Raw genomic sequence first — 19,037 nt, forward strand, 5'->3', positions numbered from 1 at the left:
TCTACGAGCGCCCGGCCAACGACTTCGTCATGTCGTTCCTCGGCTCGGTCGCGACGCTCAACGGCGTCCTGGTGCGCCCGCACGACATCGAGCTCGAGCGTGAGGCCTCGGTGGAGCTCGTCGCCCCGGGCCACTCGGCGCCCGCACGGGTCCGGGCGCGGGTGGAGCGGATCGTCCGCCTCGGCTTCGAGGTGCGGGTCGACCTGGGGACCGACGCGGGGGAGCGGTTCGCGGTGCAGATGACGCGGTCGCAGGCCGCCGACCTCGACCTGCGGGTCGGGGAGACGGTGTTCGCCCGCGCGGCCAGGGGACAGGACCCCGAGCTCGTGGGGGCCGGCGCCGCGATCTGAGGTCGTCGCGAGGGCTCGCCACCCGGGGCGCGGTTTCCGATCTCCCCCGGGCATGGGGGAAGATGCCGCCCGTGGACATCTCGGCACGCACGGAGTACGCAGTCCGGGCCATGCTCATCCTCGCCGAGGCGTCGGCCACCGCGAGCGGCCCGGTCAGCGTGGAGAGCCTGGCGTTGCGCCAGTCGCTGCCCCGCAAGTTCCTCGAGACCATCGCCGCCGACCTCAAGAACGCCGGCCTGCTGCGCAGCACGCGAGGCGCGCGGGGCGGTTACGCGCTGACCCGCGAGCCGCGCGACATCAGCCTCGGCGACGTCTTCCGCGCGGTCGACGGCCCGCTCGCGGAGGTGCGCGGCCTGCGCCCCCACGAGACGCAGTACGAAGGCGTGGCCGAGCACCTGCCCACCGTGTGGGTCGCCGTCCGCGCCAGCCTGCGCTCGGTGCTCGACGAGACCTCCCTCGCGGACGTCCTGTCCGGCGAGCTCCCCGAGCGCGTCGCCGCCCTGGCCGCGGACCCCGACGCGTGGCGAAATCGATGACCGGCACAGCGGGCGAGTCCTCGGTGCCGGAGCCGCAGCCCACTGGCGCGCCCCTGGACCGGATCGACCCCGACGACCTGGCCACCGCCCTGCGGGTGCTCGAGCAGCTGCCAGACCTCGACGCCGGCCACCCCGACATCGAGGCGGTCAAGCGGGCGACGGGCCGGATGTACAAGCGCGTCCGCAAGTCGCGCCGTCGCGCTGCCCTCCAGCCCCAGGTCGAGCACGACGAGGCGGTCATCGCCCTCACCGCGACGGGCTCGCCCATGCGCATCGACGACGAGACCAAGGGCATCCCTCTGGTGTCCAGCGTCCGAGGCGCGCACGCGGGAGAGCTCATCAAGCCGCGCGGCTGCTACATCTGCAAGGCCGAGTACACCCTCGTCGACGCGTTCTACCACTGGCTGTGCCCCGACTGCGCCGAGCTGAGCCACGCCAAGCGCGACCAGCGCACCGACCTCACCGGTCGTCGCGCCCTGCTCACCGGTGGCCGCGCCAAGATCGGGATGTACATCGCCCTGCGCCTCCTGCGCGACGGCGCGCACCTCACCATCACCACACGTTTCCCGCGCGACGCCGCGAGACGCTTTGCGGCACAGGAGGACTCGGCCGACTGGATCCACCGGCTCAAGGTCGTCGGCATCGACCTGCGCGACCCCACCCAGGTCGTCGCGCTCGCCGACGAGGTCGCCGCAGCCGGTCCGCTCGACATCCTCATCAACAACGCGGCGCAGACGGTGCGGCGATCGCCCGGGTCCTACGGCCACCTCGTCGACGGCGAGAACGCCCCGCTCCCGCAGGGCATCGACCTGCCCGAGCTCGTGACCTTCGACCGGATCAGCGAGGCGCACCCGGCCAACCTCATCGGCACCCTGCGCGAGCACCAGGTGGCCCACCACGAGGGCGAGTCGGCCGAGCACGCCGAGCAGGTGCTGGCCGAGCGCACCGCTGCCTCGATGACGGCGATGGCGCTCTCCGCCGGCCACGCCAGCCTCGACGCCCACCTCGCCGGCACGGCGCTCGACGCGGGCGGCCTCCTGCCCGACACCCAGGTCAACAACTCCTGGACCCAGAAGGTCGAGGAGGTCGACCCGCTCGAGCTGCTCGAGGTGCAGCTCTGCAACGCCACGGCACCGTTCATCCTCGTGTCCCGGCTGCGGCCGGCGATGCGGGCCGCGGTCGCCGCGGGGGCGCGGCGCGCCTACGTCGTCAACGTCTCTGCGATGGAGGGCCAGTTCTCGCGCCGCTACAAGGGCGCCGGCCACCCGCACACCAACATGGCCAAGGCCGCCCTCAACATGCTCACGCGCACCAGTGCAGGGGAGATGTTCGAGACCGACCGCATCCTCATGACCGCCGTCGACACCGGCTGGATCACCGACGAGCGCCCCCACCACGAGAAGCTGCGGATCGCCGCCGAGGGCTGGCACGCCCCGCTCGACCTCGTCGACGGCGCCGCGCGCGTCTACGACCCGATCGTGCGTGGCGAGGCCGGCGAGGACGTGTACGGCTGCTTCGTGAAGGACTACGCCCCCAGCCCCTGGTGAGCGGGCCCAGCCGGGAGCAGGGTCTTCGCGTGGTCGGGGGCACCCCCGGCCATCTGGCAGAATGGGCGGCTGTACCCGTCCAGGCACGGGCCCCTCGTACGGCGCGGAGCACGTCTCCCCGCCCGCACCGGGCCTCCTGGCTCTGGAACGCCTACACCGGGTTCCGGCACCCCGCGCGAACCGTGCGCGGTCTCGCCGTGCCCACAACACGAACAAGGAGACACCACCACCGTGGCCGTCAAGATCCGTCTGAAGCGCATGGGCAAGATCCGTGCACCGTTCTACCGCGTCGTCGTCATGGACTCGCGCGCCAAGCGCGATGGCCGGGCCATCGAGGAGATCGGCAAGTACCACCCCACCGAGGAGCCCTCGCTCATCGACATCGACTCCGACCGCGCGCAGTACTGGCTGGGCCAGGGCGCGCAGCCCACCGAGGCCGTCGCCGCGCTGCTCAAGGTCACCGGTGACTGGCAGAAGTACAAGGGCGAGCCCGGCGCCGAGGGCACCCTGAAGGTGAAGGCCCCGAAGACGTCCAAGAAGGACCTCTACGAGGCTGCCATCGCCGCCGCCGGCAAGTCCGACGCCGGCACCGACTCGGCCACCACGCCGAAGAAGAAGGCTGCCAAGAAGGCCGAGGAGACCCCCGCCGAGGAGCCGAAGGCCGAGGAGGCCAAGGCTGACGAGGCTGCGACCACGGAGGCCCCGGCCGCCGAGGCCGCGGACCAGGCCTGACCGTGCTGGAGGAGGCGCTCGAGCACCTCGTCAAGGGCATCGTCGACCACAAGGACGAGGTTGCCGTTCGACGCAAGGAGCTCCGCCGCGGTGAGGTGCTCGAGGTCCGGGTCCACCCCGACGACCTCGGGCGCGTGATCGGCCGCTCCGGCCGCACCGCCAGCGCCCTGCGCACCGTCATGGGCGCGCTGGCCGGTGGCCACACCGTCCGGGTCGACATCGTCGACACCGACAAGGTCCGCTGACCGGCGCCACCTGACAACCGGTCGTACCGAGGGCCGCTGGGACCACCGTCCCGGCGGCCCTCGGCATGCCCCCACCCACCCTGAGAGGATCGTGGCCATGCCTGCCACCGACCAGCTGCTCGTCGCCCGCATCGGCAAGCCGCACGGCCTGCGCGGTGAGGTCACCGTGCAGACCCACACCGACGACCCCGAGCGCCGCTTCGTCCCCGGCGTGGTCTTCACGACCGAGGCGCCGGCCGGGTCCGGGGTGCCGCGTGCGCTGACCCTGGCGACCGCTCGCCTGCACCGGGAGATCTGGCTGCTCGGCTTCGAGGAGGTCCCGGACCGCACCGGGGCGGAGGGCCTGCGTGGCACGCGGCTGTTCGTGACCCTCGGTGACGTCATCGACGACGCTGACGACGACGAGGACGGCTGGTACGAGGACGAGCTGGTCGGGCTGGCCGTGGTCGACACCACCGGTGCCGTCGTGGGTGAGGTGGCCGGCCTCGAGACCGGCCCTGCCCAGGACCTGCTGGTTGTCACGCTCGCGACCGGTGGGCGCGCGCTCGTCCCGTTCGTCGAGGCGATCGTCCCGGAGGTCGACCTCGAGGCCGGCCGCGTCGTGATCGACCCGCCACCGGGCCTGCTCGAGCTCGCCGGCGAGTGACCCCCTGACCATGCGCCTCGACGTCGTCTCGATCTTCCCCGACTACCTCGCGCCGCTCGACCTGTCGCTCATCGGCAAGGCCCGGCGCGACGGGCTGCTCGACGTGCGCGTGCACGACCTGCGCGACTTCGCCCACGACCGGCACCGGAGCGTGGACGACACCCCGTACGGCGGTGGCGCGGGCATGGTCATGAAGCCGCAGCCGTGGGCCGAGGCGCTCGCGGCGGTCGCCGGCTCCGGCGTCGAGGGGGCACGGCCCAGGCTCGTCGTCCCGGGGCCGGGCGGCGCGCCGTTCACCCAGGCGATGGCGCGTGAGCTCGCGGCGGAGTCGTGGATCGCCTTCGCGTGCGGCCGTTACGAGGGCATCGACGAGCGGGTCTACGAGTACGCCGCGCAGGACCTCGGCCTCGAGGTCTCGGTGGTGTCGCTCGGCGACTACGTCCTCAACGGGGGAGAGGTGGCGGTCCTGGCGATCGTCGAGGCCGTCGCCCGGTTGCTGCCCGGCGTCATCGGCAACGCCGAGTCCCTCGTCGAGGAGTCGCACGAGGACGGGCTGCTCGAGTACCCCGTCTACACCAAGCCCGCGTCGTGGGAGTCCGCCCCCGGCGTCACCCGCGGCGTCCCCCCGGTGCTCCTGTCCGGCGACCACGGCGCCATCGCGCGGTGGCGGCACCAGCAGCGGCTCGAGCGGACCGCCGCTCGGCGCCCCGACCTGCTGCACGCGTCCCAGGCGGCGGCGGGCAGGAGCGGCGAGGAGGTCCTGACCGGCTTCGACGTGGCCACCGCCACGGCGGCCGACGCACCCGAGCTGCTCACCCTCGCGCGGGCCTGCTGGGTCACCGAGGGACGCGACAACGCCTCGTTCGACATCCCGCCGCTGGTGGAGTCGCTGGACGACGTGGTCGAGGGACTCGGGCAGTGGCAGACGTGGACCGTGCGCGCGGGCGGACGGCTCGTGGGCTCGGTGCGCGGCCGCCGGGACCCGGAGGACCCCGCCACGTGGCAGGTGGGTCGCCTCATGGTCGCCCCCGACCTCCAGGGTCGCGGCCTGGGCCGCGCCCTGCTCGCCCACGCCGAGGCCGCCGCACCCGCGGACGTCACCACGTACTGGATCAACACCGGGCGGGGGAGCGAGCGCAACCAGCGCACCTACCGCAGGGCCGGGTACCGCGCCGTGCCCGGCGAGGGCTCGCACCCCGGCACCGTCGACCTCACCAAGCGGCGGCGCGCCACCTCGTCCTGAACGACGTCCTCAGTCGACCAGCGCGGTCCGCAGGTCCGGGGTGACCAGGCGGCGGGCGGCGATCAGCCGCTCCGCCACACCGACGGTCACGGTCTGCGCGGCCATGATCCCGAACAGCACCAGCACCTGCGCGGTCGCCGCCTGCACGGGCGAGCCGCCACCGAGCATGACGCCGATGAACGCGCCCGGAAGCGTCACGACACCGGTGGTCTTCACCTGGTCGAGCCCGGGCAGCAGGGCCTCGGGGGCGCGGCGGTGGATGATCTCGGTGATCGCCTGGTCGGGCAGCAGGCCCAGGGACAGCAGCGCCTCGTACTGCGCGTGCTCCTCCCGCAGTGCCGCGAAGGCACGCCTGCCCACGAGCGTGTGGGCGGTCATCGCGTTGCCGACGATGATCCCGGCGACGGGGATGAGCGCGATGCCCTTCAACGGGATGGTGCCGGTGCCCAGCACCACCACGAGCACCGGCAGGATCCCGGCCGCCATGGACGCGGCCGCCGGCGCCCACGCCGCAGGGGCCTCGACGCGGCGGGTCGTGGTGGCCACCCCCATCGAGAACATGGCCAGGACGAGCAGCACCGAGAGCCAGAGGTTCTCGATCACGGCCGTGATGAGCATGGCGGCGACACCGAGCTGGGCGACGGCCCGGACCGCCGCGACGAGGGAGGGCCGCTCGAGGCCGTAGCCGCTGACCCGGTGCGCGGCCAGGGCTACGGCGAGGAGCACGACGAGGGCCACTCCGACGGGCCAGCCCGGGTTGATGGTCACGCGCCCACGCTAGTGGGGCGCGATTTCGGGGCGGGGCCCCCGTCGTGGCAGAATGACTCCTTGCGTCTGCTCGACACACGCCCCTGCCACAGGGGGAGTGCAACGGCCCCGGTTCTCCGGGTGCCGGGCCCACCAGCCACGCACGCGGCGCAGGCAGCACGCACCACCACACCACGCACGACTACACCCTGGGCGACCTGTGGCGCCGAGAAGAAAGCGAATCCGCCATGCAGCGTTTCGACGAGATCGACAAGGCGTCCCTGCGCGACGACGTCCCCGCCTTCCGCGCCGGTGACACCATCAACGTCCACGTCAAGGTCGTCGAGGGCACCCGCTCCCGCGTCCAGGTCTTCAAGGGCGTCGTGATCCGCCGCCACGGTGGTGGGGTCGGCGAGACCTTCACCGTCCGCAAGGTCTCCTTCGGTGTCGGCGTGGAGCGCACGTTCCCGCTGCACACCCCGATCATCGAGAAGATCGAGGTCGTCACCCGCGGTGACGTCCGTCGCGCCAAGCTCTACTACCTGCGCGACCTGCGCGGCAAGGCCGCCAAGATCAAGGAGAAGCGCGAGACGACCCCCGCCAAGTAGGGCGACGTCATCTCGGCCCTCGGGTGCCCCGGCACGTCCGACCCAGACTCGAGGGCTAGGCTCCGGAAGCGATGAACCCCGGACCCGGAACACCCCAGCAGGACCCGGCCGCCGCGTCAGCTCGCGCTGACGCGGCGGCGGTGTCCGTGCCCGTCGACCCCGCCTCGCAGCGGGCGGTCGACGCGAGCGCCGACGACCGGCGGCAGGGCCCCTCGTGGCTCGTGCTCGCCGTCATCGCCGTGGTGGTCATGCTCCTGGTCCGGGGTTTCCTCGTGCAGTCGTTCTACGTGCCGTCCGGGTCGATGGAGCCCACGATCGAGCCCGGCGACCGCATCCTGGTCAACAAGCTGGTCTCCGGCGGCGACCTGTCCCGGGGCGACGTGGTCGTGTTCGACGGGACGACCACCTTCGCGGCCGCCGACCGCAGCCCGCACCAGGCCGACGGCCTCATCGGGCGCACCCTCGCGGGCGCCGCGTCGGCCGTGGGCATCGACCTCGGGGAGCAGGACTTCGTCAAGCGCGTGGTCGGCCTCCCCGGTGACCACGTCGTCTGCTGCGACACCGACGGTCGCCTCACGGTCAACGGCAAGGCCGTCCAGGAGGACTACCTGCACCCCGGCGACAAGCCCAGCGACCTCACCTTCGACGTGACCGTCCCGGCCGGGCGGCTCTGGGTCATGGGCGACCACCGCAGCGACAGCGCCGACTCCCGGGCCCACCTCGGCGACCCCGGCGGCGGCATGGTCCGCGAGAAGGACGTCGTGGGCCGAGCCGGCGTGACGTTCTGGCCCCTGGGTCGGTTGGGTGGCTTCCCGAGCCCCGCCGCGCTCGCCGACATCCCCCGGGCGGGGCAGCGGTGACCCGCGCTCCCGGCGGGGAGGACCGCGGCTGGCTCGGCTTCGACCGCGAGCAGGCGTCCGCCCCGGCCGACCCCCAGGGCAACGGGGCGCAGGGCAACGGTGCGCAGGAGGTTCCCGGGAGCCCGTGGCTGCGCCACGACCTGGCTGCGGACGAAGGCGCCGACGCCGACCCTGCCGCTGCCCCTGGTTCCGCGCCCTCCGACGCGCGCGACCCCGCCTGGCTCGAGCCGGAGCTCGAGGTCCCCACCGCCGACCACGACCCGCAGGAGGACCAGGTGCCCGCGCACCGTACGGGTCGCGCCGACGACACCCACGCGGCCGACCACACCCACGACGCCGTCACCACGCAGGACGCCGCGGACGAGCGCCACGACACCGGGGTGCCCCCGACCCTGGGCGCCGGCGCGGCCGCAGGCGCGGCCTCGACCGTGGGCGTGGGGTCCGGCGATGACGACGCCACCCGACCGCGTACGGGGTCCGACCAGGACGGTGCCGACGACGCACCGCAGGACGCGAGCCCGCTGGCGGTGGTCGGGGCGGCCGTCAAGGAGTTCGCCATCGTCGTGGGCATGGCGCTGGTGCTCTCGTTCATCGTCAAGACCTGGCTGCTGCAGGCCTTCTACATCCCCTCCGGGTCGATGGAGGACACCCTCGTCCTCAACGACCGGGTCATCGTCAGCAAGCTCACGCCCGGGCCGGTCGACCTCAAGCGCGGCGACATCGTCGTGTTCGCCGACCCCGGCAACTGGCTCGAGGAGACGCCGGCCGTGCCGCACGGCAAGGTCGTCACCGCCATCCGCGAGACCATGACGTTCGTCGGCCTGCTGCCGGACAACTCCGAGAACCACCTCATCAAGCGCGTCATCGGCCTGCCCGGCGACCACGTCGTCTGCTGCGACGAGGGTGGTCGGATCACCATCAACGGCACCGCCATCAAGGAGCCCTACCTCAAGCCCGGCGACGCGGCGAGCGAGCAGGACTTCGACATCACCGTGCCCCGCGGGCGCGTCTGGGTGATGGGCGACCACCGCTCCAACTCCGCCGACTCCCGAGCCCACGACGGCCCCGAGGACAACGGCAGCCAGGGCTCTGTGGACGAGCGGCTCATCGTCGGTCGCGCCGTCGCCCTCGTCTGGCCGCTGGACCACATGACGTGGCTGTCCAACCCGCGCGAGGTCTTCGCCAAGGTCCCCGCACCGAGCTCCGACAGCCCTGCCGTCGGGCAGCAGGCGCCGTCCGGCCCCGGCGTCCCCGGCAGCGGTGGCACCGAGGTGCCCGGCAACGACACCGGCAGCGAGTCCGGCACCGAGTCCGGCACCGACGGGAACTCCGCGACCGGCAGCGGGACGACGGACGGCGGGGGCTGAGCAGTGGCCACCACCGCCACCACGGCCGCCCGCACCGGCTCGCGCAAGCCGAGCCTCCGGGTCGAGCGCGCCCTGCAGCGCGACGGGCACCGCGTGCTCGCCGGGATGGACGAGGTGGGCCGCGGCGCCCTCGCCGGTCCCGTCAGCGTCGGGGTCGTGATGATCGACGAGACCTGCCGCAGCGCCCCGACCGGCGTCAAGGACTCCAAGCTGCTGACCCCCGCTGCCCGGGTCGCCATGGTGCCGAAGATCCAGCGCTGGTGCCTGGCCCACGCCGTCGGCCACGCCTCACCGGCGGAGATCGACGAGATCGGCATCATCGCTGCGCTGCGGCTGGCCGGGTGCCGGGCGCTGGCCGCCATGGGGGTCGTTCCCGACCTGGTGATCCTCGACGGCAACCACGACTGGCTGACCGCGCCCGACGAGGTGGGGCTGTTCGCGTTCACGGGGGAGGAGCCGCCGGCCACGCCGCCGGTGACGACGATGACCAAGGCCGACCTCAAGTGCTCCTCCGTCGCGGCTGCCTCGGTGCTGGCCAAGGTCGAGCGCGACGCCATGATGACGGCATACGCGCCGCAGCACCCGGTCTACGGCTGGGAGGTCAACAAGGGGTACGCAGCACCTGAGCACATGACGGCCCTCGAGCTGCACGGCGCCACGGAGCTGCACCGCCGGTCGTGGCGGCTGCCCGGGCTCCCGGGGCAGGATGAGAGGGTCGACGAGAAGGCCCACGAGGTCGGGGACGGTGTCGACCAGCCCACGACCGCCGCGAACGAACCGGAGATGAGCAGGCCATGAGTTCCGAGGACCTCGAGAAGTACGAGAGCGAGATGGAGCTCGCGCTCTACCGCGAGTACCGCGACGTGGTCGGGCTGTTCTCCCACGTGGTCGAGACCGAGCGCCGTTTCTACCTGTGCAACTCCGTCGACGTGAAGGTGCGCAGCGACGGGGGAGAGGTCTACTTCGACGTCACCATGCAGGACGCCTGGGTCTGGGACATCTACCGCCCGGCCCGGTTCGCCAAGCAGGTGCGCGTGGTGACGTTCAAGGACGTCAACGTCGAGGAGCTCGCGAAGTCCGAGCTCGAGCTGCCGAAGGACTCCGGCTTCTAGGACACCGCCCCCCGCCCGCAGTCCACAGGCCGGGCGCGCGGGCGGGACCGTCCACAGGCCCAGGCCCGGTGGTGGTCCCGAGCGGCTCGTCCCCGCTTGTCTGGGGGCATGCAACCAGCGACTGGGCGACCGGCTCCGGACCGACGGCGAGAGCTCGGCGCGTACGGCGAGCAGCTCGCCGCGCGCTACCTGCAGGACCAGGGGATGGTGGTCGTCGACCGCAACTGGCGCTGCGCCCGCGGCGAGATCGACCTCGTCGCCCGCGACGGCGACTGCCTGGTGTTCTGCGAGGTCAAGACGCGGCGCACCTCCCGCTTCGGCTCGGCCGTCGAGGCGGTCGACGGGCGCAAGGCGGTGCGGCTGCGCACGTTGGCAGCCGCGTGGCTGCAGGCCCACGACGACCGGGCCCCGCGGGTGCGGATCGACGTCATCGGGATCCTGAGGCCGCACCGGGGCCCGGCCCGCCTCAGCCACCTGGTGGGGGTCGGCGCATGAGCTTCGGTCGCACGCGGTCGGTGACCCTGGAGGGCCTCGACGGCGCCGTCGTGGAGGTGGAGGCCCACCTCTCCGGTGGGCTGCCCGCGTTCATGCTCGGCGGGCTGCCCGACACGGCCTGCGCCCAGTCGCCCAACCGGGTGAAGGCGGCCACGGCCAGCATCGGGCGCTCGCTGGCCCAGGACCGGCTCACCGTCAACCTCTCGCCGGCCTCGATCCCCAAGAACGGCAGCGGGTTCGACCTGCCGATCGCGGTGGCCGTCCTGGCCGCCATCGACCTCGTGCCCGCAGGGCGGGTGGCCGACACCGTCCACCTCGGCGAGCTCGGGCTCAACGGCGAGGTACGGCGCGTGCGCGGCGTCCTGCCCGCGGTCCTGTGCGCCGCCCGGGCCGGCTGCACCGACGTGGTCGTGCCCGAGGACAACGCCGCCGAGGCCGCCCTGGTCCCGGGGATCCGGGTCCACGCCGTGCGCCACCTCAACGACCTCGTCGCCGCCTACCGCCTCGGTGGCGACCGCCTCGACCTCGGGGTGCCGGAGTCGGCGACGCGTCCGACGGCCCCGTCCAGCCCCACCCACGACCTCGCCGACGTGGTGGGGCAACCCGAGGCCCGGACCGCCCTCGAGCTGGCCGCCGCCGGTGGCCACCACCTCTTCCTGCTAGGCCCACCAGGCTCGGGGAAGACGATGCTGGCCGAGCGGCTCGTCTCCGTGCTGCCCCGCCTGACCCGCGAGCAGTCCATCGACGTCCTGGCGGTGAAGTCCCTGCTGGGCGTGACCGCTGCCGAGCTCGACGTCGAGGGGGTTCCACCGTTCGTCGCGCCGCACCACAGCGCGACCCAGGCGGCGATCATCGGCGGCGGCAGCAGCGCGGTCCGACCGGGGGCGATCTCGCAGGCGCACCACGGCGTGCTGTTCCTCGACGAGGCGCCCGAGTTCAAGACCGGCGCCCTGCAGGCGCTGCGGCAGCCGCTGGAGTCCGGCGAGGTGGTCGTGGCCAGGGCGCGGACCGCCGTGCGGTTCCCGGCCCGTTTCCAGCTCGTGATGGCCGCCAACCCGTGTCCCTGCGGGCTCGGGTTCGGCAAGGGGGTCGGCTGCGCGTGCAGCCCGATGGCCAAGCGCAACTACGTCGGGCGCCTGTCGGGTCCGCTGCTGGACCGGGTCGACCTGCAGGTCCACGTCCCGGCGGTGAGCCTGTCGTCGCTGGGCGGTGAGCTCGGGGAGTCCAGCGAGTGCGTGGCTGCCCGCGTCGGCGAGGCGCGGGCGGTCCAGGCCGAGCGGTGGAGCGGGTTGCCGTGGCAGCTCAACAGCCACGTGCCGGGTGCCTTCCTGCGCAGGGGAACGCGTCGGCTCGGGAGGGCGGTGACGACCGACATCGACCGGGCCCTCGACCGCGGCCAGCTGACGCTGCGCGGCTACGACCGCGTGCTGCGCCTGGGCTGGACCGTGGCCGACCTCTCCGGCAGGACCGGGCCGTCCCGCGACGACCTCGGCACGGCCCTGACCCTGCGCAACCAGGGCCCGGTGGCCGCATGACCGCCCTACCACGGCTGCGGGTGCCCGAGGGTGACCGCGCCGCACGGGTGGCCTGGGCGCGGCTGGTCGAGCCCGGTGACCCCGCCGCGGCCAGGCTCGTCGGCGCGGTCGGTGCCGAACAGGCGCTGCACGGGCTCGACCCCGCCAGCGCCCTGGCGCAGCGGCTGCTGCCACGGCTGGAGACCCTCGACGTGGTGCGCGACCTCGAGATCGCCCGGGCGCTCGGGGCCCGCTTGGTCGTCCCGGGTGACGAGGAGTGGCCTGCCGGGCTCGACGGCCTGGCCGCGCCACCTTTCTGCCTCTGGGTGAAGGGCCCGCTCGAGCTGAGGGAGGCCTGCGCGCGCAGCGTGGCGGTGGTGGGGGCGAGGGCCGCGACCGGCTACGGCGTCCACCAGGCGCGGGAGCTCGCTGCCGGCCTCGCCGAACGCCGGTTCACCGTCGTCTCCGGCGCGGCGTACGGCATCGACGGGGCTGCGCACGAGGGCGCCCTCGCGGTCTACGGCGCCACCGTGGCCGTGGTCGCCGGTGGCCTGGACCGTCCTTACCCCGCGGGACACGCGGGGTTGCTTGGCCGCATCACCGCGGTGGGCGCCGTGGTGAGCGAGGTCCCGCCCGGCTCGTCGCCCACCCGGTGGCGCTTCCTCAGCCGCAACCGGCTCATCGCGACGATGACCCAGGGGACCGTGGTCGTCGAGGCCGGCCTGCGGTCGGGCTCGCGCAACACGGCCACGACGGCGCGCGACCACCACCGCGTGGTCTGCGCCGTGCCCGGACCGGTGAGCTCGGCCGCGTCGGCAGGCTGCCACGTGCTCATCCGTGACGGCGCCATCCTGGTCACCGACGCGGCGGAGGTCGCACAGGAGGTCGGGCCCATCGGCGAGCTGGCGCCGCACAAGGAAGGCCCGTACACACCGGAGGACGACCTCGAGCCCGTGCACCGGGCAGTCCTGGGTTTCCTGCGGGTCCACGCCTCCACCACGGCGGAAGACGTCGCTCGGCAGTGCGGCACCAGCACCGCGGAGGCCGTCAGCGCGCTGGGCATCCTCGTCGCCAACGACCTCGCGGCTCGCGACCAGGACGGCTACCGCCGAGCGCGCAGGCCATCGCCGACATAGACGCCAGGGTCGGGGTCCGCGGGGTGGCGGCTTGTGCCCGGGGCGGCCGGTGGGCGACGGTGACCCGTGTGGAGACGAGGGAGAAGGGCTGGGGCGAGGTCCTGGCTGCCTTCGAGCGACACCTGCGCAGTGAGCGCGGTCGGTCGGAGCACACGACCCGCGCCTACCTCGGCGACGTGCGGAGCCTCGTGTCGTTCCTGGACGAGACCGGGGTCGGCGGGCTCCGCGACGTCCGGCTCCAGGACCTGAGGGCCTGGCTCGCGCAGCAGGCCCAGTCCGGTGCTGCGCGGTCCACGATCGCCAGGAGGTCGGCCGCGGTACGCACGTTCCTGGGCTGGGCCACGCAGACCGGGCGCCTCGACAGCGACCCCTCCCTGCGGCTCGTGGCGCCGAAGCGCGGCCGTCACCTGCCCGAGGTGCTGCGCCAGGCCGATGCCACGGCCCTGCTCGACGTCGCTGCGGTCGCCAGCGACGACCAGGACCCGATCCACCTGCGCGACCGGGCGGCGCTGGAGCTGCTCTACGCCAGCGGCATCCGCGTCGGTGAGCTCGCAGCGCTCGACATCGACGACGTCGACCTCGACCGGTGCGTCGTCCGGGTCATGGGCAAGGGCAGCAAGGAGCGCACCGTGCCCTTCGGAACACCTGCGCGTGAGGCCGTCATCGCCTGGGTGGAGCTCGGACGGCCCCAGGTCGCAGGTCCCGCCAGCGGTCCGGCCCTGCTGCTGGGGCGCCGGGGACGCCGAGCCGACCCGCGCCAGATCCGGTCGGCCCTGCACGACCTGCTCAGCCACGTGCCCGACGCCCCAGACATCGGGCCGCACGGCTTGCGCCACAGCGCCGCGACGCACCTGCTCGAAGGGGGTGCCGACCTCCGCCTCGTCCAGGAGCTGCTCGGCCACGCCTCGCTGGCGACGACGCAGATCTACACCCACGTGTCCGTCGACCGCCTCAAGCAGTCCTACCGTCAGGCCCACCCGCGCGCCTGACGGCGTGCCGCTCACCGTGATGGGCCGGCCTGGTGGAGAATGGGGCACCCGCGAGGACCCGTCCCGCACCGCAGCGGCACCACACGAGAGGTTCGGAGCCAGCACGTGAGCGCCCCGCGCACGACCGCCAAGCGGTTCGCACACCCCCGCACGAGCCGGCAGGTGCGCCTGCGGCGCACCCTCGCGGTGACGCTGGCCCTCGTCCTGCTCGCTGCGCTCGGGGTCCGCCACCTCCTGCAGGACGACACCCCCGCGCCGGTCAAGGCCGTGCCGGCGGGCGGCTCCACGACGACCACGGCGCCCACCGCTTCCCGGACGACGGCCACGCCCAACCCGGAGGACGGCTCGTCCGCCACGGAGACGCCTGCGGTCGACGAGGCCTCGGTACCCGAGCACGGCAACGGCAAGATCTCGGTCGTCCCGGTGCCCGATGCCAAGGAGGCCACCTCGGGTCGGGCCGTCCGCTACACCGTCGAGGTCGAGGGGGGCCTCGGTGTCGACACCACCCAGGTCGCCGGCACGGTGCAAGCCGTGCTCCTGGACTCCCGCGGCTGGCAGGGCGTCGACGGCATCCACTTCGTCAACGTGAGCCCGGCCGAGGCCGCCAAGGGCGCCCCGGTCGACATCCGGGTCACCCTCGCCAGCCCCAGCCTCACGGACAAGTTGTGCGCGCCCATGCAGACCCTCTCGCAGGTGTCCTGCTGGAACGGCGAACGCTCCGTCCTCAACCTGCGCCGCTGGATGCTCGGCGACGACAGCTACGGCACCGACGTCGCGCGCTACCGGATGTACCAGGTCAACCACGAGGTCGGCCACGGCCTGGGCCACCAGCACCGCCAGTGCCCGCAGAAGGGCAAGCGCGCACCCGTCATGGTGCAGCAGACCCTGAGCCTCGGCGGCTGCAGCCCCTGGCCCTTCCCCAGCGGAGCCTGACTCCGGCGGAGCCTGACTCCGGCGGAGCCTGACCCCACCGGAGCCGCCCCACCCGAGCCCGTCAGCGCAGTGGCAGCAGTCGCACCCTCGCGCCGCCGAGGAGCGTGAGCGGGTCGAGGTAGTCGGCGTCGCGGATCGCGCCGAGGTGCAGGCAGGCCAGCGCCCCGCAGTGCGAACCCGCCTCGGAGAGCGACCCCAGGGGACTGCCCCTGACGACGAGGTCCCCGCGTTGCACCCCGGCGTCCACAGGCTCGTACGTCGACCGCAGACCCGAGGTGTGGACCACGGTCACGGTGCCCCGCCCGGCGATGACCCCGACGTGGCTGACCACGCCGTCGTCCACCGCGAGCACCGGCTGACCTGACTGCCCGGCGAGGTCGACCCCGCGGTGGCCGACGCCGTAGCGGCTGGCGGGGCGCACGAACGGCCGCACGACCTCCGGGCGCGGCGTCAGCGGCCACGACCACCGGCCGCGCAGCACCGTGCCGCCGGCACCGGGAGAGGGGACGGCCACGGGAACCTGCCTCGACGGTGCCGACGCCCGCGCAGGCGTCGATGTCGCGGGGCTCGTTCGCGGCGGCACGGCTCCGGCCGTCAGGACCCGGGCGAGCGCGACACCACGGGACGACGCCGTCCTGATGGACGGGGGCGCCGGCATCCAGGTGGCAGGGGGTGCTGGTGCCGTGGGCGCCGACACCGACGCGCCGGCGAGGGCGGCCGCGGAGGCAACGAGCAGCGTCGACACGAGGAGTGATCTCACCTGTCGACCGTGCCCGGCGGCGGGACACCCGGCCAGCACTGCGCAGCCGGGCTGTGGACGCACCACCGCCGGGACGCCTCCTGTGGAGGCGCTCCCACCAGGGAGCGGAAGAACGCAGCCGCCTACGGCCGCAGGGCGGCCAGCCGCTCGACCGCCTCGTGCAGCACCTCGTCGCGCTTGCAGAACGCGAACCGCACGAGCGTCCTGGCCGCCTCGACGTCGTCGTGGAACACCGACACCGGCACGCCGACCACCCCGGCGCGGAGGGGCAGCTCACGGCAGAACTCCAGGGCGTCGGTGGCCCCGAGGGCGGCGGCATCGGCGATCACGAAGTAGGTGCCGTCCGGCACCGACACCTTCAGCCCGGCACCGCGCAGCCCCGACACGAGCAGGTCGCGCTTGGCCTGCAGCGACGAGGCAAGACCGGCATACACGTCGTCGCCGAGCCCGAGCGCCACCGCCACGGCCGGCTGGAACGGGCCCGAGCCGACGAAGGTGAGGAACTGCTTGACGGTGCGCACGGCCGCAACGGCCTCCGCGGGTCCGGCCACCCAGCCGACCTTCCAGCCCGTGGCGGAGAACGTCTTGCCGGCCGAGGAGATCGTCAGCGTCCGCTCACGCATCGCCGGCAGGGTCGCGACCGGGACGTGCACCGCGTCCCCGAAGACCAGGTGCTCGTAGACCTCGTCGGTGACGACCCACGCGTCGAACTCCTTGGCGAGGGAGCAGATCAGCTCGAGCTCCGCGCGTGTGAAGACCTTGCCCGTCGGGTTGTGCGGGGTGTTGAGCAGCACCAGCCGGGTCCGCGGCGAGAACGCAGCACGCAGCGACGCCTCGTCGACGGCGAAGTCGGGGAACCTCAGCACCGACGTGCGCCGCACCGCGCCGGCGAGGGCGATCGAGGCGGCGTACGAGTCGTAGTAGGGCTCGAAGGTGACCACCTCGTCGCCGACCTCGCACAGAGCGAGGATGGTCGCGGCGATCGCCTCGGTCGCGCCCACGGTGACCAGGACCTCCGAGCGGGGGTCGAGGTCGATGCCGTAGAACCGGGACTGGTGGGCGGCCACCGCCTCGAGCAGCTCGGGCACCCCGGGGCCCGGTGGGTACTGGTTGCGACCGCCGTCGATCGCCGCCTTGGCGGCGTCGAGCATCTCCTGCGGACCGTCGGTGTCGGGGAAGCCCTGCCCGAGGTTGACCGCGCCGTGCTGGGTGGCGAGTCCGGTCATCTCGGCGAAGATCGTGGTGCCGAAGCCGTGCATGCGGGAGACGAGCGGGGTGGCCATGCGCCGACGGTATGCGGTCCACGCCGGTTTCGACCCCGAACCGGGGCGCGCCGTCCTAGGGTGACCGCCATGTCGTCAGGGCCGTCCGAGGGGGGAGCGCCGGCTGCTGCTCCGCACGACGCGCCGGTCCCGCCCTCGACCCTGGCGGAGACGTTGCAGCGCAGCTACACGCGGATCGTGCTGTCGCTGGTCGTCGGTGCCGGCGCCGCCATGGCTGTCTTCCCACTGGGCCTGGCTGCGGGGGCGGACCCGCTGGCGGCCTTTGTCGTGGGTCTGCTCGTCTTCGGCGCCTCGGTGCTGGTTGCCACGGCGTGGGTGGGGACGGCGCTCTGGCGCGGGCAGCGCCGGTCCGGCCCGGTCTTCGTCGTCGCCGTGGCGCTCGTCGTCCTGGTGGTCTCCACGTTCGAGACGACGGGGCTCATCTGGGTCATCGGGCTCCTCGTGCCGCTCCTCGCCGCGCTGGCCGGACGGTGGTCGCTCGTCTCCGGGCGCAGGGCGCTCCCGGCCGTCACCGCGATCGGCGTCCTCGCGGCCATGCTCTCGCTCGATGTGTGGCTGGGGGAGCGGGTGGAGGTGGAGCACGTCCTCCGGGACGTGCGAACGGCTGGGGTCACGGTCTGGGTGCCGACGGGCGACGACCCGAGCTGCGAGCCGCGCTACGTCACCAGCACCGGGCCGGGCGTCCTGCGCTACTCGTGGTGGTGCGACGGTGTCCGCGGCGGGTACGTCGACGTGTCGCTCACCAACGACCCGTCGAAGCCGGACTCGCCGGTGCCGTCGGTCCGCCGGCAGCCGGAGGGCAGCTCGAGCTTCTCGATGGTGGCGACCACGGTCCGTTCCGGCGTCGTGCTCGAGGTCCGCCACGTGGGCATCGGGCGGGAGGACCGCGCCGAGCGGCTCGCCGGGTCCATGGCGGAGGTGTCGCCCACGTGGCTGGCCAGCCGCGGCCTGCCCCTGCACCAGCTCGCGCTGCGTACCGGGCTCTGGGGGTCCGCCGCACCGCGGCGCGCGTAGCCTGCCGCCATGGCCACCGAGCGACGTGCCTCAGCGATCGCCGGGAACGGGGTGTTCACGGACGCCGCCATCCGGCGTGGGGCCACCGTGGACGTCGACCCGGGCACCCTCAACCACTCGTGCGACCCCTCGCTCGCGTGGGCGCCTGACGACACGGGGGTCGTCGCGTTCCGCGACATCGGCGCGGGGGAGGAGCTGACGGTCGACTACGCGACGGGAAGCACCGACCCCGACCTGCTCGTGCGCTGCCACTGCGAGACCTACCGGTGCCGCCAGCTCGTGACCGGCGACGACTGGCGCATCCCGCAGCTCCAGCAGCGCTACGCCGGCCACCTGGCGCGGGAGGTCCAGCGCGCCGTGGACGGCGTCGACCCCGACGGCCCCGACTGACCCTCAGCGGTCCTCGACGCCTTTGGCCTCTGAGGAAGCCTCGGACGCCTCGGCCTCCTCGGGCGCCTCGGCGTGCGAGATCAGGTCGAGCTGGCGCCACACCGCGAGCAGCGTGACCCCGGCGCCCACGAACGCGAACCAGAACGGCGCCGCCGCCCCGAAGTGCCGGGCGATGAGGCCCCCGAGCAGCTGGCCGACCAGCAGTCCCACGATCAGCCCGAGCCAGTAGACGCTGCCGACGCGCCCCTGGTACTCGTTCGGCGTGGCCCGCTGGCGGACCGCCGACGACAGCGAGCCCCACACGAACGCATACCCCCCGAACACGACCATGATCGCCATGGCGACCCACGGCACGGTGGTCAGTGCCAGGGCGAGGTGGGTGAGCACCTCGAGGGTCAGGCAGGCCTTCATGAGCCGGTCCAGCGGCACCCGGGCCTCGAGGCGGTCGTACAGCAGCACGGAGGTGACGCCCCCGATGGCCGAGCAGGTGGTGAGCAGGCCGAACCCGATCGCCCCCCACACCGAGCCGC

23 protein-coding genes are annotated in these 19,037 nt (G+C 73.6%); 19 read left to right on the top strand and 4 right to left on the bottom strand.

Features of this window, described 5'->3' with window-relative positions; genetic code table 11:
- Positions 1 to 29 precede the first annotated feature (29 nt).
- The 7 genes from AB4Z02_RS09110 to trmD all read left to right on the top strand — a co-directional run bounded on the left by AB4Z02_RS09110 (position 30) and on the right by trmD (position 5,299).
- On the top strand, positions 30 to 350 hold the full coding sequence (locus AB4Z02_RS09110; RefSeq protein WP_441970577.1) for a TOBE-like domain-containing protein: 321 nt from the start codon (positions 30 to 32) through the stop codon (positions 348 to 350).
- A gap of 62 nt (positions 351 to 412) precedes the next feature.
- Positions 413 to 886: an RrF2 family transcriptional regulator gene (locus tag AB4Z02_RS09115; protein ID WP_441970459.1), complete on the top strand. Its 474-nt coding sequence runs from the start codon at positions 413 to 415 to the stop codon at positions 884 to 886.
- Positions 883 to 2,433, top strand: a complete 1,551-nt coding sequence (locus tag AB4Z02_RS09120) for an SDR family NAD(P)-dependent oxidoreductase (protein ID WP_441970461.1) — start codon at positions 883 to 885, stop codon at positions 2,431 to 2,433. Before AB4Z02_RS09115 ends, AB4Z02_RS09120 begins: the two co-directional genes overlap by 4 nt.
- 231 nt (positions 2,434 to 2,664) lie before the next feature.
- Complete coding sequence (rpsP, locus tag AB4Z02_RS09125) at positions 2,665 to 3,165, top strand: 30S ribosomal protein S16 (protein ID WP_441970463.1); 501 nt, start codon at positions 2,665 to 2,667, stop codon at positions 3,163 to 3,165.
- A 2-nt stretch (positions 3,166 to 3,167) separates the two neighbouring features.
- On the top strand, positions 3,168 to 3,410 hold the full coding sequence (locus tag AB4Z02_RS09130) for an RNA-binding protein (protein ID WP_056883644.1): 243 nt from the start codon (positions 3,168 to 3,170) through the stop codon (positions 3,408 to 3,410).
- Positions 3,411 to 3,507: 97 nt separating this feature from the next.
- Positions 3,508 to 4,056 (top strand): ribosome maturation factor RimM, encoded by a 549-nt coding sequence (gene rimM, locus AB4Z02_RS09135; RefSeq protein ID WP_056883645.1) that lies wholly within the window; start codon positions 3,508 to 3,510, stop codon positions 4,054 to 4,056.
- 10 nt (positions 4,057 to 4,066) lie between these two features.
- On the top strand, positions 4,067 to 5,299 hold the full coding sequence (gene trmD / locus AB4Z02_RS09140; protein WP_441970466.1) for a tRNA (guanosine(37)-N1)-methyltransferase TrmD: 1,233 nt from the start codon (positions 4,067 to 4,069) through the stop codon (positions 5,297 to 5,299).
- A gap of 9 nt (positions 5,300 to 5,308) precedes the next feature.
- On the opposite strand, the gene AB4Z02_RS09145 is transcribed toward trmD, so the two are convergent.
- On the bottom strand, positions 5,309 to 6,067 hold the full coding sequence (locus AB4Z02_RS09145; RefSeq protein ID WP_441970468.1) for an ABC transporter permease: 759 nt from the start codon (positions 6,065 to 6,067) through the stop codon (positions 5,309 to 5,311).
- A gap of 227 nt (positions 6,068 to 6,294) precedes the next feature.
- Between AB4Z02_RS09145 and rplS the strand changes: the two genes are divergently transcribed.
- The 10 genes from rplS (at position 6,295) to AB4Z02_RS09195 (ending at position 15,060) form a co-directional block, all read left to right on the top strand.
- Positions 6,295 to 6,654 carry a 50S ribosomal protein L19 gene (gene rplS / locus AB4Z02_RS09150; protein WP_056883648.1) on the top strand — a complete coding sequence of 120 codons (360 nt, stop codon included), beginning with the start codon at positions 6,295 to 6,297 and terminating at the stop codon, positions 6,652 to 6,654.
- A 71-nt stretch (positions 6,655 to 6,725) separates the two neighbouring features.
- Positions 6,726 to 7,514, top strand: coding sequence for a signal peptidase I (gene lepB, locus AB4Z02_RS09155; RefSeq protein ID WP_082590433.1), 789 nt, complete (start codon positions 6,726 to 6,728; stop codon positions 7,512 to 7,514).
- On the top strand, positions 7,511 to 8,881 hold the full coding sequence (gene lepB, locus AB4Z02_RS09160) for a signal peptidase I (protein ID WP_441970470.1): 1,371 nt from the start codon (positions 7,511 to 7,513) through the stop codon (positions 8,879 to 8,881). Before lepB (AB4Z02_RS09155) ends, lepB (AB4Z02_RS09160) begins: the two co-directional genes overlap by 4 nt.
- Before the next feature lie 3 nt (positions 8,882 to 8,884).
- Complete coding sequence (locus AB4Z02_RS09165; RefSeq protein WP_441970471.1) at positions 8,885 to 9,679, top strand: ribonuclease HII; 795 nt, start codon at positions 8,885 to 8,887, stop codon at positions 9,677 to 9,679.
- Positions 9,676 to 9,993, top strand: coding sequence for a DUF2469 domain-containing protein (locus tag AB4Z02_RS09170; protein ID WP_056883649.1), 318 nt, complete (start codon positions 9,676 to 9,678; stop codon positions 9,991 to 9,993). Before AB4Z02_RS09165 ends, AB4Z02_RS09170 begins: the two co-directional genes overlap by 4 nt.
- 108 nt (positions 9,994 to 10,101) lie before the next feature.
- The gene (locus AB4Z02_RS09175) at positions 10,102 to 10,488 is read left to right on the top strand and encodes a YraN family protein (protein ID WP_056883650.1); all 387 of its coding nucleotides are present in this window, start codon (positions 10,102 to 10,104) and stop codon (positions 10,486 to 10,488) included.
- Positions 10,485 to 12,023, top strand: coding sequence for a YifB family Mg chelatase-like AAA ATPase (locus tag AB4Z02_RS09180; protein WP_441970474.1), 1,539 nt, complete (start codon positions 10,485 to 10,487; stop codon positions 12,021 to 12,023). The genes AB4Z02_RS09175 and AB4Z02_RS09180 overlap by 4 nt, the downstream gene beginning before the upstream one ends.
- The gene (gene dprA, locus AB4Z02_RS09185) at positions 12,020 to 13,138 is read left to right on the top strand and encodes a DNA-processing protein DprA (protein ID WP_441970476.1); all 1,119 of its coding nucleotides are present in this window, start codon (positions 12,020 to 12,022) and stop codon (positions 13,136 to 13,138) included. The genes AB4Z02_RS09180 and dprA overlap by 4 nt, the downstream gene beginning before the upstream one ends.
- A 68-nt stretch (positions 13,139 to 13,206) precedes the next feature.
- Positions 13,207 to 14,127, top strand: coding sequence for a tyrosine recombinase XerC (locus AB4Z02_RS09190; protein WP_441970478.1), 921 nt, complete (start codon positions 13,207 to 13,209; stop codon positions 14,125 to 14,127).
- A gap of 105 nt (positions 14,128 to 14,232) precedes the next feature.
- Complete coding sequence (locus AB4Z02_RS09195; RefSeq protein ID WP_441970480.1) at positions 14,233 to 15,060, top strand: DUF3152 domain-containing protein; 828 nt, start codon at positions 14,233 to 14,235, stop codon at positions 15,058 to 15,060.
- A gap of 61 nt (positions 15,061 to 15,121) precedes the next feature.
- On the opposite strand, the gene AB4Z02_RS09200 is transcribed toward AB4Z02_RS09195, so the two are convergent.
- Both AB4Z02_RS09200 and AB4Z02_RS09205 read right to left on the bottom strand, forming a co-directional pair.
- Positions 15,122 to 15,574 carry a murein hydrolase activator EnvC family protein gene (locus AB4Z02_RS09200; protein WP_441970482.1) on the bottom strand — a complete coding sequence of 151 codons (453 nt, stop codon included), beginning with the start codon at positions 15,572 to 15,574 and terminating at the stop codon, positions 15,122 to 15,124.
- A 368-nt stretch (positions 15,575 to 15,942) separates the two neighbouring features.
- Positions 15,943 to 17,103, bottom strand: coding sequence for a pyridoxal phosphate-dependent aminotransferase (locus tag AB4Z02_RS09205; RefSeq protein WP_441970484.1), 1,161 nt, complete (start codon positions 17,101 to 17,103; stop codon positions 15,943 to 15,945).
- Between the two features lie 69 nt (positions 17,104 to 17,172).
- Between AB4Z02_RS09205 and AB4Z02_RS09210 the strand changes: the two genes are divergently transcribed.
- Together AB4Z02_RS09210 and AB4Z02_RS09215 are read left to right on the top strand one after the other, a co-directional pair.
- A complete protein-coding gene (locus AB4Z02_RS09210) occupies positions 17,173 to 18,117 on the top strand; it encodes a hypothetical protein (RefSeq protein ID WP_441970486.1) in 945 nt (314 codons plus the stop codon).
- Between the two features lie 9 nt (positions 18,118 to 18,126).
- A complete protein-coding gene (locus AB4Z02_RS09215) occupies positions 18,127 to 18,507 on the top strand; it encodes an SET domain-containing protein (protein WP_082590441.1) in 381 nt (126 codons plus the stop codon).
- A 3-nt stretch (positions 18,508 to 18,510) separates the two neighbouring features.
- Here AB4Z02_RS09215 and AB4Z02_RS09220 read toward each other — a convergent pair whose 3' ends face one another.
- Complete coding sequence (locus tag AB4Z02_RS09220) at positions 18,511 to 19,029, bottom strand: MFS transporter (protein WP_441970489.1); 519 nt, start codon at positions 19,027 to 19,029, stop codon at positions 18,511 to 18,513.
- Positions 19,030 to 19,037 lie beyond the last annotated feature (8 nt).

It is taken from the genome of Pedococcus sp. 2YAF34 (assembly GCF_052114585.1).
In the GTDB taxonomy this organism is placed as follows: Bacteria; Actinomycetota; Actinomycetes; order Actinomycetales; family Dermatophilaceae; genus Pedococcus.